This window comes from Marivirga sericea (assembly GCF_900177665.1).
In the GTDB taxonomy this organism is placed as follows: Bacteria; Bacteroidota; Bacteroidia; order Cytophagales; family Cyclobacteriaceae; genus Marivirga; species Marivirga sericea.
Genome location: NZ_FXAW01000006.1, coordinates 137,705 through 152,907 on the forward strand (window position 1 = coordinate 137,705; position 15,203 = coordinate 152,907).

Consider the following 15,203-nt stretch of genomic DNA (forward strand, 5'->3'; position numbering starts at 1 on the left):
TTTTATATAAATGAATTCCTTTTTAGAATCATGGTCTTTATCCGTTTCTTCTAAAGGTATTATTATTCGCATTTACTTCTGTAGGTTCGCAACCCCTTCTGTAAATCACACCTCCCCCGACAAGCGCCACATCAGAAATTGTGTGATGAGGTGCCCTGTAGGGTCTGGTCGCAATCAAAGAAGCATGAGCTCCTAACCTTCCGGCAACAGAATGTATTTTTGTTGTTTCTAATGCTTCAGTCAAGCTCAAAGGAGGCAAAATTGATGGAAATCGTTTTGCTAACATAGTTTTTCCTGCTCCAGGAGGACCTACCATGATTACATTATGTCCACCTGCCGCTGCAATTTCAAGTGCTCTTTTAATGTTTTCTTGTCCTTGTACATCAGCAAAATCTGCCTCATAATCATTGAGATTTGTAAAGAAAATATCCCGGGTATCCATCTCCATAGGCTTGATTTCCGATCTTCCTTCCAGAACGCCTATGGCATCATTTAAATTTGATACAGGAATAACATCAAGATTATTGACAATTGCGGCTTCGGCTGCATTTTCTTGCGGTAGAATAAACCCTTTAAAGCCTTGCTTTCTAGCTTCAATGGCTATTGGTAAAACGCCTTTTATAGGACGGAGCGTACCATCTAAGGCTAATTCTCCCATAATCATATAGTGCCCTAATTCTTGAGTGAAGATTTGTTCTGAACCACTTAAAATTCCAAGAGCAATTGGTAAATCATAGGCAGACCCTTCCTTTTTTACATCAGCCGGAGCTAAATTGATGACTACTTTCTGCCGTGGCATTTTGTAGCCACTGTATTTGATGGCAGCATCAATACGGTGCTCACTTTCCTTGATGGCATTATCTGGCAATCCCACCATATGAAACCTAGTGCCTTGGCTTACATTCACCTCAATTGTGATAACATTTGCATCTACTCCATAAACTGAACTTCCATAAGACTTAGCTAACATACCCTAATCTTTTTTCTATCAGTAAAATAAAAATATGAATAATTTTGATGTGAATTTCTTGAATTCTGTCAGCATATCCAGTGTGAGGAACACGAATATCTACATCAGAGACTTGAGACAATTTGCCTCCATCTTTTCCTGTTAAACTAATAATTTTGATTCCTTTCGCTTTTGCTGCTTTGCAGGCTTCAAGGATATTCTCCGAATTTCCGCTTGTGCTAATGGCTAAAAGCACATCCCCTTTTCTCCCTAATGCTTCTACAGCTCTACTGAAAATAAAATTAAACCCGTAATCATTTCCGACACAAGTAATATGACTAACTTCAGATAATGCCATAGCAGCTATAGCTGGTCTTTCTTCTCTATATTTTCCACTTAATTCTTCAGCGAAATGCATGGCATCACAATGAGAACCGCCATTTCCACAGCTCATTACTTTTCCCTCCGCTGAGAAGGAGTTCACCATTAATTCTACGGCAGCTTCAATATTAGCTAACTGCTCTGGTTGGTTCAAAAAGTCATTCAGCGTCTTTTGTGCTGAATCCAATTCATTTTTAATAAGGTTAATCATTGAGCTTTTTAAGATTGGGGATTTGTATCTTCGGTTTTGGTTGTGTCATCTTTTTGATTGTCTTCTTCCTTTTCACTAGAAGGTTCCGTTTTTGTAGAGGCAGCGGGTGTACTTTCAGCCTCTTTTTTATCATAAAGCTTGGCCTTAAACTGATTGAGCTCCTGCTCATGTTTCTCCACTAACTTAGCCTTGGCTTTTTCTTCCTGTTTGAATAAAAATATAACCACCAGAAACAGCACAAGTCCAGCAATGGAGGTGTACTGCACTAAATCCATTTGCTTAAATAGATCAAACAGGAAATTGAGATCATTCTTTCCTATTGATATAATGACTACAGTGGCAATATGAAAGATTAGAAGCGCCACAAAGAGAATAGTTTTAAAAGTCTTCATAAAATGATGCGGTGGTTTTGATTATGAATATAAACAAATATAGAAATTATTTAACAACTCCTATGGTAGAATTTCATTGCTGTAGCAATTACGATCATTTTGATCTGCTCAATCAAGAAATGAAATGGCTCAAGAAACGGATTGTATTTCAATCAGCTTTTTATAAACCCCTCCATTTTCCATTAGTCGTTCGTGTTTGCCTTCTTCAATGATTTCTCCCTCTTGCATAACATAAATTCTATCTGCTTCTTGAATGGTACTCAACCTATGCGCGATCACGATGGATGTACGATTCTTCATTAATTTGGTTAAAGCATCTTGCACCAGCTTTTCAGATTCAGAATCTAAAGCAGAGGTGGCTTCGTCCAAGATCAGAATATCTGGGTTTTTTAAGATAGCTCTAGCAATGCTTACTCTTTGTCTTTGTCCGCCAGAAAGCTTAGTTCCTCTTTCTCCTATCACTGCATCATAAGCCCCATCCATTTGAGTAATAAAATCATGAGCATTAGCAACTTTAGCTGCTTGCATTACTTCTTCTAGTGTGCACTCAGGCTTTCCAAAGGCTATGTTATTAAAGATACTGTCATTAAATAATATAGATTCTTGGCTTACTATCCCCATTTTGGCCCTCAGGCTCTCAACTGTGATGTCTTTAATACAAGTACCGTCTATTTGTACTTCACCAGCTATCGGGTCATAGAAGCGAGGAATTAAATCTGCTAAAGTTGATTTCCCTCCTCCCGATGGGCCCACTAAAGCAATTGTTTCTCCTTTTTGAATATTGATATTAATATTTTTTAATACCTTCTCTTCCCCATAGGCGAATGAGACATTCTTAAAACTAAGCACACTTTTAAATTCATCTAACCTTTTTGAGGATTGTTTATCTTTTATGGCTGGCTCCAAGTCAATGATTCCAAAAATCCTCTCAGCAGAGGCTAAACCTCTTTGAACATTACTGAATGCGGTAGATAAAGCTTTTGCAGGCACTAGTAATTGAGAATATATAGCAATGAAGGTAATAAAGCTCCCTGCATCTAACTCCGATTCGCCTTCCAAGATCATAGCTCCGCCAATTAGTAAGACTCCGACCACTACAAATACGCCTAGAAATTCAGAAGTTGGCCCTGATAAGGCCTGTCTTTTTTGCATGCTGATATTAAAACCTGCATAATTATCTACTTCTTTTTGGAAACGATTCTTCGAGAAATTAATAGCATTGAACGCTTTAATAATCCGCATACCGCTTAAGGTTTCCTCCAGGATATCTGAAATTCTCCCGATGGTCTCCTGACTTTTTCGGGCCTTCTTTTTTAATGAAATTGCAATATAAGAAATGATAAAACCGGAGACAGGAAGTATGATTAAAGTGATTAAAGTAAGCTGAACGGATATAAAAAAAAGAGCTATGAAGTATCCAATTAGCATTAAAGGCTCCTTGATAATTACTTTTAAACTATTGACTACTGTATTCTCGACTTCCTGTACATCTGCCATCACCTTAGACATGATATTCCCTTTTCGTTCTTCAGTATAAAAGCCTATATGCATGTTTATTAACCTATTGTAGAGCGCATTCCGTAAATTAGAAATTACGTTTGCTTTTACGACAGCAGAAATCACTGCCAGTAAGTAGCGAAATAGGTTTGAGAAAAATATGCTGACAATCAGAATGATGCAAACAAACTGAAGTGCAAGAAACTGATCTTCCTGCATGATGGAGAGGAAGTAAAAATCAAATACTTCTTTAAAATACTGTATGCTTAAGCTGAAATCAGGTAAGACTTCAGGTATTTCATTTTGTTCCTCTTTCACCTTGAACAAAACATTCAGTACAGGCGCTAATATACCTAGGGTAATTACACTAAATACAGTTTGAAGTAAAGCATAAACCAGATATTGTGGAGCTAACCATCCTAAAGGTCTTGCATAAGAAAGTACTCTAAAATATGTTTTCACGAATATTGAATTGGTTTTTCAGTCAGTTTTGATTCATCCATTAAGGGATAAGACTATTTTTTTAGACTTGTTGGCAATTTACAAGATATTGTTGGTATTAAGAACTCAGAAACACTTGTTGTATAAAAACGAAAAAAGCCGATTTACATTTCAGTAAACCGGCTCATTCTTTTATATATATTTAACTAAACTACTCTTCAATCACTTTTTCAGCTAGAACAGTAATGTTATTATTTAAAACCTCTACTACGCCACCGTCTACCACAATAGTTTTGGTTTTACCGCCATCAGAAAATTTCAAGTCTCCTTTGTCTAATGAACTAATTAGTGGTGCGTGGTTATTCAAAACCTGAAAAGAACCATTGCTCCCCGGAAAAGTAGCAGAATCTACATTTCCTTTAAACACATTTTTTTCCGGTGTAATGATTTCTAAAAGCATAATTTCAATTTTAAGCTTCTGCTAACATTTTTTCTCCAGCTTCAATAGCTTCTTCAATAGTACCTTTCAAGTTGAAAGCCGCCTCTGGAATATGGTCTAACTCACCGTCTATGATCATATTGAAACCTTTGATCGTATCTTTGATATCAACCAAAGTACCTTTCAAGCCTGTAAATTGCTCGGCAACATGGAAAGGCTGTGACAAGAATCTTTGTACTCTTCTTGCTCTATAAACAGTTTGTCTATCATCCTCAGATAATTCGTCCATACCCAAAATTGCAATGATATCTTGCAATTCTTTATATCGCTGCAAAATTTCTTTCACTCTTTGTGCACAATCATAATGATCATCGCCTACAATACTTCTCTCCAAAATTCTTGAAGTGGAATCTAATGGATCCACTGCAGGATATATACCTAACTCAGCAATTTTACGAGATAATACTGTAGTAGCATCTAAGTGAGCAAAAGTCGTTGCAGGAGCAGGGTCAGTTAAATCATCCGCAGGAACGTAAACGGCCTGAACAGAAGTAATTGAACCATTTTTAGTAGAAGTAATTCTTTCCTGCATGGCCCCCATTTCAGTGGCCAATGTAGGCTGGTAACCTACAGCAGATGGCATTCTTCCTAATAAGGCAGAAACCTCAGAACCCGCTTGAGTGAAACGGAATATATTATCAATAAAGAATAGAATATCTTTTCCTGTTTCATTGCTATCTTTATCACCATCACGGTAATACTCTGCCAATGTCAGTCCAGACAACGCCACTCTAGCACGTGCACCAGGAGGCTCATTCATTTGACCAAACACGAAGGTAGCTTTAGAATCCTTTAAGGCTTCTTTATCTACTTTAGAAAGATCCCATTTGCCTTCTTCCATTGAGTGCATGAATTCATCACCGTATTTTACAATACCTGATTCTAACATCTCTCTAAGCAAGTCATTTCCTTCACGAGTCCTTTCACCTACACCGGCAAATACAGACAACCCACCGTGTCCTTTGGCAATATTGTTTATCAACTCTTGAATCAAAACGGTTTTACCTACACCGGCACCACCGAACAAACCAATTTTACCCCCTTTAGAGTAAGGCTCAATTAAGTCAATAACTTTAATTCCTGTATATAATACTTCAGAAGAAGTAGACAAATCTTCAAATCGTGGAGCGTCCCTGTGAATAGGCATTCTGGTTTTTCCTTCAGGCTGGTCAATTCCATCGATGGCATCACCAATCACATTAAACAACCTTCCTTTGATATCTTCACCAGTAGGCATTGAGATAGGTTGCTCAGTATCTACAACTTCCATACCTCTTGTCAAACCTTCAGTACCATCCATTGCGATGGTTCTTACCCTGTCTTCACCTAAATGTTGCTGACATTCTAAAACGATTACAGAACCGTCAGATTTCTTTACTGTAAACGCATCAAAGATGTTCGGTAATTTTGCGCCTTCTGCTTCAAAGCTCACATCCACTACCGGGCCAATTACTTGGGTAATCCTACCAATATTTGCCATGATTTAATAATTATAAATAAAATAAAATTGCTATCTTCTTTCAGGGTGCAAAGCTAAGGTTTAATTCAATTATAACAAAGCATTTTTAGCTTTCGGTTTGAGTTGACTTAGAAATTCCGAAGTCAAATGCTTGATGTATTTTGAAATTTTTATTTTTTCCTGCCTTTGTTCGCTTTTTCTAGTATTGATTATAAGCCAAAAGCCTCCTTTACTTTATCAACATAATCCAATTTCTCCCAAGTGAAAAGCTCTACATCTTTCGAGAAAATATCTCCATTGCTAGCATTAAAAGTTTTCTTTTCAGTTCTTGGTTCTCTTCCCATGTGCCCATAAGCAGCAGATTCACTGTACATTGGATTTCTTAATTTTAATCGGGTTTCGATTGCATAAGGACGCATATCGAATATTTGAGAAACTTTTTTGGCGATTTCACCATCTGTCATATCTACATTAGCGCTTCCGTACGTACTAACATAGATCCCCATAGGTTCCACAACTCCAATAGCATAAGAAACTTGTACTAATATTTCATCTGCAACACCAGCCGCTACTAAGTTTTTAGCGATATGACGAGTGGCATAAGCTGCAGATCTGTCTACTTTTGAGGGATCCTTTCCAGAAAAAGCTCCACCACCGTGAGCTCCTTTTCCACCGTAAGTATCCACTATAATTTTTCTTCCTGTTAAACCAGCATCACCATGAGGCCCACCAATTACAAACTTTCCTGTAGGATTTATATGATATTTGATATCATCATTAAAAAGCTTTTGTAATTCAGGCTTTAATTGAGCTTTCACTCTAGGAATTAAAATATTGATGATGTCATTTTTGATTTTAGTCAACATCTTTTCATCATCATTATCAAAGCCATCATGTTGAGTAGAAACCACTATAGCTTCTATTCTCTGTGGAATATTATCATCAGAATACTCAATAGTAACCTGAGATTTAGAATCTGGCCTAAGATATTGGATTTCATTATTCTCTCTCCTTAAGTTAGCTAATTCCATTAGAATCTTATGAGAAAGATCTAAAGCTAGAGGCATATAATTTTCTGTCTCTTTAGTTGCATAACCAAACATCATACCTTGATCACCAGCACCCTGTTCTTCAGGATTACCTCGATCCACTCCTTGATTGATATCTTGAGATTGCTCATGAATAGTAGAAATAACTCCACAAGAGTTGCCATCAAACATATACTCGCCTTTGGTGTATCCTATTCTATTGATCACGTCTCTGGCTACTTGCTGAACGTCTACATAAGAATTACTGCGAACCTCACCGCTCAATACTGTCAAGCCAGTTGTTACCAAGGTTTCGCAAGCCACTTTGGATTGTGGGTCAAAAGCTAAGAAATTATCTAATAATGCGTCAGAAATCTGATCGGCTACTTTATCAGGATGTCCTTCTGAAACCGACTCTGAGGTAAATAAATATGGCATAACGTTTTAATTTTTCAGTGGGCAAATTTAATAGACTATTTATAATTATTTTAATTTATTTCTGATTTCTATAAGGCACTGATCAATTGAGGCCTAAAAGAAAAATGCAAGGTACTTTATGTAATTCAGGCTTATTCTTTTTCCAGTTCTCAATGGTATCCGTCTTTATTATTTCATCCTCAGCATTAATGTTTTTTGCAATACATAATTTCATTTGAGGGGCACAGGTCTTTAAAAGATCCTCAACCAATTGATTATTGCGATAAGGGGTTTCCATGAAAATCTGCGTTTCACTTGTTTTGAACACTTTTTGTTCGAGCTGCCGAATTACTTGCGATTTTTCTTTTTTATCGATTGGCAAATAGCCGGAAAAAGCAAAAGATTGACCACTGAAGCCTGAGGCCATTAAAGCTAAGAATATGGATGAGGGCCCAACCCAAGGTTCTACTCTTATCTCATGTTCATGAGCGTAAGAAACTGCTTTTGAACCTGGATCAGCAATGCCGGGGCAACCAGCTTCTGACATAATACCAATAGATTTGCCTTCAAAAAGCGGTTGCATTAAACCTGCAATTTTTGATTCTTCTGTTTTCTTGCTCAATTCATGAAAGCTGATCTCAGGTATCGGTTTACTAATATTCATTGCACTCAAACATCTTCTAGCTGTTCTGACATTCTCCACCAAGTAATAATCTAGAAGATTACATAGTTGGATTAAGTCTGGAGACAATGCTTTTGTCTCAGAATTGGGCGCAATCACTGTGGGAATTAAATATAGAACTCCTTTTTTCATAAGCTTAGATACATTAAAAGGACTACCTTAGAGAGTTGTCATCTATTACATCCACTTTTTATATTTGAAGATCGCCAACGTTACCACTGCCATTCCGATTATCAATGACCAAAAGTAAGCATATCCAAATTCCCATTTAAATTCCGGGACATTTTCAAAATTGATTCCATATACTCCGGCAATGAAAGTAAGCGGGATGAAAATTACAGAGAAGATAGTAAGCGTTTTCATTACTTGATTCAGCTTATTACTGATAACTGACTGATATAAATCTCCTAAACTAGAAATGAAGTCTCGGTAGGTTTCCACTGAATCTATTGCTTGGATGGTATGGTCGTAAACATCTCTAATAAAGAGGCGAGTTGATTTTCGGATCAACTTAATTTCGTCCCTTTCCAATTTAACAATCACTTCCCTTAATGGCCAAACAGACCTCCGAATATGAATTAACTCTCGCTTTAAAGTGTAAAGTAGGTCAAAATCTCTTTTTTGCCCTTGGAACATTATGCGTTCTTCAATCTCTTCTAATATATCTCCGAATTTTTCCAAGACGATGAAATAATGATCGACAACAGTATCAATCAGTGCGTAAAGTAGATAATCAAGCCCTTCTCTTCTGATCCGACCTTTGCCAGCTCTCAATCTGTTTCGCACTGCTTCAAAAGTATCTCCTTTTCTTTCCTGAAAAGTGATCAGCAGATTTTTGGTCAAGACAAAGCTGACCTGCTCATTAAGGGTTTTCTTTTTCTTTTCATCAAATTGCAACATTTTTAGCGCTACAAAGAGATAGTTTTCGGTATCATCAATCTGTGGTCGCTGGCCAACAGATAAAATATCTTCCATCGTTAATGGATGGATTTGAAAAGCATCACAAATTTCTTTCACCTTTTCAGAATGGTGAATACCTTCAATGTTTACCCAGTAGAATTTACCATCTTGGGGAATGTTAATCACTTCCTCTAAAGAAATATTTGATTTTTCTTCTAGGTGATTTTCACTAAATTCAAAAAGGTCAATGTTAAAAGGAGTATCCTTTCGAAAGCCGGTGTAAATTGCACTCCCAGGCGGAAGGCCAGCAGTCTTTGCACTTTCTCCGAACATCCCACGGATGCCAGAATATAAGTTAAGCGGCTCCTCAACAAGGAGCCGCTTAGGTAAGTTTATTATTTTCTTTGTGAGTTTATCCATTCATGGAAATCAAAAACTCATCATTATCCACAGTGCCTTTCATTTTCGTCAATAAAAGATCCATTGCTTCACCTGAGTTCATGTCTGCCATGAATTTACGTAATATCCAAACTCTTTGCAATTCTTCTTTGCTCATTAATAGATCTTCTCTTCTAGTACCAGAAGCAGGGACATCAATGGCAGGGAAAATTCGCTTATTAGCTAATTTTCTATCTAAAACTAATTCCATATTACCTGTACCTTTGAATTCCTCGAAGATCACTTCATCCATTTTAGAACCGGTTTCAATTAGAGCAGTTGCTAAAATGGTTAATGATCCACCATTTTCTAAGTTACGTGCTGCTCCAAAGAATCTTTTAGGCTTATGTAATGCATTAGCATCCACACCACCAGATAGAATCTTACCAGAAGATGGGATGACAGTGTTGTATGCTCTTGCTAGTCGTGTAATAGAATCTAAAAGAATCACAACATCGTGACCACACTCCACCATTCTTTTGGCTTTTTCTAATACCATGCTCGCCACCTTCACATGTCGGTCAGCTTGTTCATCAAAAGTAGAACTTACCACTTCTGCTTTTACAGAACGTGCCATATCAGTAACCTCCTCAGGTCGCTCATCGATTAGTAAAATTAATAAATAAGCTTCTGGATGATTTTCAGCCATCGCATTTGCCACTTCTTTCAATAGCTCTGTTTTACCTGTTTTAGGCTGAGCAACAATCATTCCTCTTTGACCTTTACCGATTGGCGCAAATAAATCTAATATACGAGTAGAATATTTGTTCGGCTTAGTGCTTAGGTTGAATTTTTCTTCCGGGAAAAGTGGAGTTAAGTATTCAAAAGGAACTCTGTCTCTGATTTCTTCAGTAGTTTTTCCATTGACAGAAGATACCCTTAATAAAGCAAAATACTTTTCACCTTCTTTTGGGGGTCTAATTTGTCCTTTAACTGTGTCTCCGGTTTTTAAACCAAATAATTTGATTTGAGATGGAGAAACGTAGATGTCATCTGGGCTTGCAAGATAATTGTAATCAGAAGAACGCAAGAACCCGTATCCGTCTTGCATCATTTCCAATACGCCTTCATTTTCAATGATACCATCGAAATCTTTAATGTCTGCTTTTTTCGAACGATTTTCGTTCCTTTCCTGTCTAGGGGGTCTATCACCTTTGTCATTTGAACGTTCCGTTCTCTCAGGCCTTGGTCTTTTATCTTTTGGCGCTGGTCTAGGCTTGCGTTCCTGCTTATCATCTGCATCAGATGACTGATCAGCTGGAGTTTGCTCCGGTTTTTTCTCAGGCTTAGCTTCGGCTTTTTCTTCCTTTTTAGGCGCTTTAGCTTGTGGTTTTTCCTCCTTCTTCTCTGGAGATTTTGCTCTCGGAGCTGCTTCTTTTTTATGGGCCGGAGCTGCTTTTGGAGCTGATTTTTCCTCTTCTTTTTTTGGTAAATCACTTTCAGGTAAAAGTGCTTGTTGATCCAAAATTTTGTAAATCAATTCTTTCTTCGGCAATTTCTTGTACTGAGATACTCCCAGTTTTTCTGCTATTTCTTTAAGTTCAGAAAGTAGCTTTAAGTTTAATTCTTCAATGTTATACATAAAGGGACTTTTACTTGTTCAGGATTTGAGACCCTGATTTTTTGGTATGGTAAATTTGATATTATGTTTTTGGATTTTTTTGAACGAGACATTTGAACTTTGCCCCATATTCTTTTTAGATAGTACAATGATATGCTAAGCATTTTTAATTGTCAAGCAAATTAAGAAATATAAAGTAGAAATTCTCATTTAAGATGTGTTTCTGTTTATAATACGGTTAAAAATAGCTTATTTTGCCAAAAATTTTTAAAAATGTTACAAGTTGCAAATTTGCGGGAAGATAAAGCCAATGCAGTAAAAGGCTTATTAAAAAGGAATATTGATAATGCAGAATCTTTAATCGATGGCGTAATTGCTTTAGATGACAGAAGGAAAGCGTTGCAAACTGAATTAGACTCAGTTTTGGCAGAATCAAACCAAATTTCCAAAAGCATAGGCATTTTGATGAAAGAGGGTAAAAAGCAAGAGGCAGAAGAAGTAAAAGCCAAAACCGCTGAATTGAAGCAACGCAGTAAAATTTTGCAGGAAGAATCTCAGGAGATAGAGAAAGAATTAACGAATAGTCTTTATCAAATCCCAAATATCCCTCATGAGGATGTAAAGCAGGGGAAAGGTGAGGATGATAACGAAATTCTTTCTGAACATGGTCAAAAACCAGATCTGTATGCTGGGAAGAAGCCCCACTGGGACCTGATTAAAGAGTATGATATCATTGATTTTGATTTAGGAATTAAAATCACAGGAGCGGGTTTTCCAGTTTACAAGGGCAAAGGAGCTAGAATGCAGCGAGCTTTATTGAATTTCTTCTTAGATGAAGCAAATAAACAAGGCTTCAAAGAAATTCAACCCCCAGTTGTTGTGAATGAAGCATCCGGAATCGGGACTGGTCAATTGCCGGATAAGGAAGGTCAAATGTATCATCTTGAGGATACAGATTTATACCTTATTCCTACCGCAGAAGTGCCGATTACTAATCTATTGAGAGGTGATATTATAAACGAAGAAGATTTACCCATTAAATTAACAGCTTATACGCCCTGTTTCCGAAAAGAAGCGGGCTCTTGGGGAGCACACGTAAGGGGTTTGAATCGTCTACATCAATTTGATAAAGTAGAAATTGTGCAGGTCCAGCATCCAGACAAATCCTATGAGGCATTGGCGGAAATGAGTAATTATATCCAAAGCTTGCTAAAGAAATTAGAGTTACCGTATAGAGTTTTAAGATTATGCGGAGGAGATTTGGGTTTCACAGCAGCTTTAACTTATGATATGGAAGTTTGGTCTGCCGCACAAGAAAAGTGGCTAGAGGTTAGTTCGGTTTCTAATTTTGAAACTTATCAGTCTAACCGATTAAAATTGCGTTACAAAGATGCGGATAAGAAAAAACATTTGTTGCACACTTTAAATGGTAGTGCACTAGCCTTCCCAAGAATCTTAGCTGCCATATTGGAGAATAATCAATCAGAGAAAGGGATTCGAGTGCCTAAAATCTTACAATCTTACACGGGTTTTGAATGGATTGATTAATTTAGGATTCATTCAGAAGGAACTCAGACCTTTTAGGTTTAAGCGTTTAATTCATGTCAAAAGTTTAAAATGAATTATTTAAAAGAACGTGAAACCTTCATTTTCTAAAAACATCTAGTTTTCCTAAACCTTAGGGACACTTCACGTATTAATTAAGTATTGATTATAATTCAATTGACTAATTAAGATGCAAAACGTAGATGTTCTAATAATCGGAGCGGGGCCTATCGGCTTGGCTTGCGGAATTCAAGCAGAGTCAGAAGGGCTTTCTTACTTAATAGTAGATAAAGGCACTTTAGTCAACTCTCTGTATCATTATCCTTATGGGATGACTTTCTTCAGTACTTCTGACAAATTAGAAATTGGTGGAGTTCCTTTTATCTCGCATAATCCGAAGCCTACGAGGATGGAAGCATTGGAATATTATAGGAGAGTAGCAAGTTCACATAGACTCAATACATCTTTATATAATCCCGTTAAGAACGTGGATAAAAATGAAAACGGCTTTAGGATAAGGACTGAGAAATTCGATCTATTGGCGCAGAATATCATTGTAGCTACTGGCTTTTACGATTTACCCCATAAATTAGGAATTCAAGGAGAAGATTTGCCAAAAGTATCACATTATTATAAAGAGGCACATCCTTATTATGACATGAGATTAGCCATTGTTGGGGCTGCTAATTCTGCGGTAGATGCTGCCTTGGAATGTTATAGAAAAGGTGCGAAAGAAGTTACTATGGTGATTAGAGAAGAAGAAATCCGTAAAACCGTCAAATATTGGGTGAAACCTGATATTGAAAATCGAATTAAAGAAGGCAGTATTAAAGCGTATTTCGAAAGTGAAATAACTTCTATTAGAGAAAATCAGATAGACATCAAAACACCTGTGGGAGATAAAACTATCGAAAATGACTTTGTATTAGCTATGACAGGCTATGAGCCCAATTATGATTTCTTAAATGAAATGGGAGTTGAGAAAATAGCGGAACCACCTTTTGCACCAGTGTATGATGCTGAAAGTATGGAGACCAATGTGGAGGGAATTTATCTAGCCGGGGTTATCTGCGGTGGCATGGAAACCAATAAATGGTTTATCGAAAACAGCAGAGTTCACGCAGATTTGATCATGGAAGACATAAAGAGTAAACGATTTGCAGCCATCTAAATCTTGAAACAGTATCTAATAACTGGTATTTTAGAACTATTTCCTAAACAGTTTTAAATGTTTATATTTACTCTATCATTTAATTCTGAGACTTTTCTAAGCATATGCCAAAATACTTCTACATCTTATTTGTCTTAATTTTTACCATCTCTTGCACAGAGATTGAAAACAAAGAAGAGAAAGGCGAGCCAACTAGGTACCAAGAAAAATATAGACCTCAATATCATTTCACACCACCTTCCGGATGGATGAACGACCCTAACGGCATGGTGTATTATGCGGGTGAATATCATTTATTTTACCAGCATAACCCCGATTCGACTGTCTGGGGTCCGATGCACTGGGGGCATGCTGTAAGCGAGGATCTAGTGAATTGGGAACATTTACCAATCGCAATTTACCCTGATAGCTTAGGGACAATTTTTAGCGGAAGTGCGGTCCTAGATCAAAAAAATACATCAGGATTGGGGACTGAAAACAATCCGCCTTTAGTGGCCATTTATACTTATCATAATGCGGAGATGGAAAAGGCAGGTAGCGATAAATTTCAAACTCAAGGAATCGCATATAGTATTGATAGCGGAAGAAATTGGCAAAAATATGAAGGTAATCCAGTCCTGAAGAACCCAGGTATAAAAGATTTTAGAGACCCAAAAGTAAGTTGGCACAGTGAAAGTCAAAAATGGATAATGTCGCTTGCAGTTAAGGATAAGATTAGTTTCTACTCTTCACCTGATTTACTAAACTGGACCTTTGAGAGTGATTTTGGACAAGCATTAGGAGCACACGGTGGAGTTTGGGAATGTCCAGACCTATTCCCTCTTGATTTTGCGGGCGAAGAAAAGTGGATATTGCTTGTGAGTATTAATCCGGGAGGTCCAAACGGTGGTTCAGCTACTCAGTACTTTATTGGAGATTTTGATGGGAAAGAATTTACCACAGAACAAGAAGAAACACTTTGGGTCGATTACGGCACTGACAATTATGCGGGGGTGACTTGGTCAAACGTAAATGATAAACAGCTATTTTTAGGTTGGATGAGCAATTGGCAATATGCAAACATAGTACCAACTGATAACTGGAGAAGTGCGATGACAATTGCAAGAGAACTGTCTTTATCAGAAATAGACGGTAAGCTTCGATTACTTAATAGTCCTGTAGAAAACTATAAAAACCTATTGCAAAAAAAATCCCACAATTGGGAATTGATAGGACAAGATTCTTTTCTGCTACAGCAGGCTTCAGAATGGACTGAGTTTTCTTTTAAGAACAATCGCTCTGATAATCAATTAATTAGATTCGACTTCTTCAATGACGAGGGAGAAGAATTATTGTTTAACCTTGACTTCGCAGAGAATATAGTTTCAATAGATCGGTCACTGATTGATAACCATAGTTTTTCAGAAAAATTTAAATCTGTTCAAAAAGCACCGATGAATGTCAGTTCAGATAAATTAAAAATAGAGATCTATAAAGACGCCTCCTCCGTGGAAATTTTTATTAATGAAGGAGAGTTAGTGATGTCGGCTCTCTATTTTAGCGAGAAAGACTTGAATAGGATCAGAGTAACATCAAACCATAGCATGACAGCAGATATACAAGCTGCTGATTTCCATTCAATCTGGTAAAATA

Annotated in this window: 12 protein-coding genes and 1 pseudogene; 3 read left to right on the forward strand and 10 right to left on the reverse strand. The window is 37.1% G+C overall.

All coding sequences use genetic code 11. The features are described from left to right. Nucleotides 1-58: 58 nt before the first annotated feature. The 10 genes and pseudogenes from B9Y84_RS14320 to rho all read right to left on the reverse strand — a co-directional run. Nucleotides 59-970, reverse strand: a pseudogene (locus B9Y84_RS14320) (YifB family Mg chelatase-like AAA ATPase); the annotation flags it as partial. Beyond that, nucleotides 960-1,541 carry a D-sedoheptulose 7-phosphate isomerase gene (lpcA, locus tag B9Y84_RS14325; protein ID WP_085518079.1) on the reverse strand — a complete coding sequence of 194 codons (582 nt, stop codon included), beginning with the start codon at nt 1,539-1,541 and terminating at the stop codon, nt 960-962. The pseudogene B9Y84_RS14320 and the gene lpcA, both read right to left, overlap by 11 nt. Nucleotides 1,542-1,549: 8 nt before the next feature. Next, the gene (locus tag B9Y84_RS14330) at nt 1,550-1,933 is read right to left on the reverse strand and encodes a hypothetical protein (protein ID WP_085518080.1); all 384 of its coding nucleotides are present in this window, start codon (nt 1,931-1,933) and stop codon (nt 1,550-1,552) included. A 129-nt stretch (nt 1,934-2,062) separates the two neighbouring features. Beyond that, nucleotides 2,063-3,892 (reverse strand): ABC transporter ATP-binding protein, encoded by a 1,830-nt coding sequence (locus tag B9Y84_RS14335; RefSeq protein ID WP_085518081.1) that lies wholly within the window; start codon nt 3,890-3,892, stop codon nt 2,063-2,065. A 190-nt stretch (nt 3,893-4,082) separates the two neighbouring features. Further along, the gene (gene atpC / locus B9Y84_RS14340) at nt 4,083-4,331 is read right to left on the reverse strand and encodes an ATP synthase F1 subunit epsilon (RefSeq protein WP_085518082.1); all 249 of its coding nucleotides are present in this window, start codon (nt 4,329-4,331) and stop codon (nt 4,083-4,085) included. A gap of 10 nt (nt 4,332-4,341) precedes the next feature. Beyond that, nucleotides 4,342-5,850 carry a F0F1 ATP synthase subunit beta gene (gene atpD, locus B9Y84_RS14345; RefSeq protein ID WP_085518083.1) on the reverse strand — a complete coding sequence of 503 codons (1,509 nt, stop codon included), beginning with the start codon at nt 5,848-5,850 and terminating at the stop codon, nt 4,342-4,344. 188 nt (nt 5,851-6,038) lie between these two features. Continuing rightward, nucleotides 6,039-7,295 (reverse strand): methionine adenosyltransferase, encoded by a 1,257-nt coding sequence (metK, locus tag B9Y84_RS14350; RefSeq protein WP_085518084.1) that lies wholly within the window; start codon nt 7,293-7,295, stop codon nt 6,039-6,041. Between the two features lie 82 nt (nt 7,296-7,377). Continuing rightward, nucleotides 7,378-8,088: an SAM-dependent methyltransferase gene (locus B9Y84_RS14355; RefSeq protein ID WP_085518085.1), complete on the reverse strand. Its 711-nt coding sequence runs from the start codon at nt 8,086-8,088 to the stop codon at nt 7,378-7,380. Nucleotides 8,089-8,133: 45 nt separating this feature from the next. Continuing rightward, a complete protein-coding gene (gene corA / locus B9Y84_RS14360; RefSeq protein ID WP_085518086.1) occupies nt 8,134-9,276 on the reverse strand; it encodes a magnesium/cobalt transporter CorA in 1,143 nt (380 codons plus the stop codon). Beyond that, nucleotides 9,269-10,876, reverse strand: a complete 1,608-nt coding sequence (gene rho / locus B9Y84_RS14365; RefSeq protein WP_085518087.1) for a transcription termination factor Rho — start codon at nt 10,874-10,876, stop codon at nt 9,269-9,271. Before rho ends, corA begins: the two co-directional genes overlap by 8 nt. 252 nt (nt 10,877-11,128) lie before the next feature. Between rho and serS the strand changes: the two genes are divergently transcribed. The 3 genes from serS (at nt 11,129) to B9Y84_RS14380 (ending at nt 15,199) form a co-directional block, all read left to right on the forward strand. After that, nucleotides 11,129-12,403 (forward strand): serine--tRNA ligase, encoded by a 1,275-nt coding sequence (gene serS, locus B9Y84_RS14370; protein WP_085518088.1) that lies wholly within the window; start codon nt 11,129-11,131, stop codon nt 12,401-12,403. 187 nt (nt 12,404-12,590) lie between these two features. Beyond that, the gene (locus B9Y84_RS14375; RefSeq protein ID WP_085518089.1) at nt 12,591-13,571 is read left to right on the forward strand and encodes a YpdA family putative bacillithiol disulfide reductase; all 981 of its coding nucleotides are present in this window, start codon (nt 12,591-12,593) and stop codon (nt 13,569-13,571) included. 104 nt (nt 13,572-13,675) lie between these two features. Continuing rightward, on the forward strand, nt 13,676-15,199 hold the full coding sequence (locus B9Y84_RS14380) for a glycoside hydrolase family 32 protein (protein ID WP_085518090.1): 1,524 nt from the start codon (nt 13,676-13,678) through the stop codon (nt 15,197-15,199). Nucleotides 15,200-15,203 lie beyond the last annotated feature (4 nt).

Coding starts and splice junctions, on each gene's coding strand:
- atpD (WP_085518083.1), bottom strand. CDS start 5,850: ATGGCAAATATTGGTAGGATTACCCAAGTAATTGGCCCGGTAGTGGAT.
- lpcA (WP_085518079.1), bottom strand. CDS start 1,541: ATGATTAACCTTATTAAAAATGAATTGGATTCAGCACAAAAGACGCTG.
- rho (WP_085518087.1), bottom strand. CDS start 10,876: ATGTATAACATTGAAGAATTAAACTTAAAGCTACTTTCTGAACTTAAA.
- atpC (WP_085518082.1), bottom strand. CDS start 4,331: ATGCTTTTAGAAATCATTACACCGGAAAAAAATGTGTTTAAAGGAAAT.
- B9Y84_RS14355 (WP_085518085.1), bottom strand. CDS start 8,088: ATGAAAAAAGGAGTTCTATATTTAATTCCCACAGTGATTGCGCCCAAT.
- B9Y84_RS14380 (WP_085518090.1), top strand. CDS start 13,676: ATGCCAAAATACTTCTACATCTTATTTGTCTTAATTTTTACCATCTCT.
- corA (WP_085518086.1), bottom strand. CDS start 9,276: ATGGATAAACTCACAAAGAAAATAATAAACTTACCTAAGCGGCTCCTT.
- B9Y84_RS14330 (WP_085518080.1), bottom strand. CDS start 1,933: ATGAAGACTTTTAAAACTATTCTCTTTGTGGCGCTTCTAATCTTTCAT.
- B9Y84_RS14375 (WP_085518089.1), top strand. CDS start 12,591: ATGCAAAACGTAGATGTTCTAATAATCGGAGCGGGGCCTATCGGCTTG.
- serS (WP_085518088.1), top strand. CDS start 11,129: ATGTTACAAGTTGCAAATTTGCGGGAAGATAAAGCCAATGCAGTAAAA.
- metK (WP_085518084.1), bottom strand. CDS start 7,295: ATGCCATATTTATTTACCTCAGAGTCGGTTTCAGAAGGACATCCTGAT.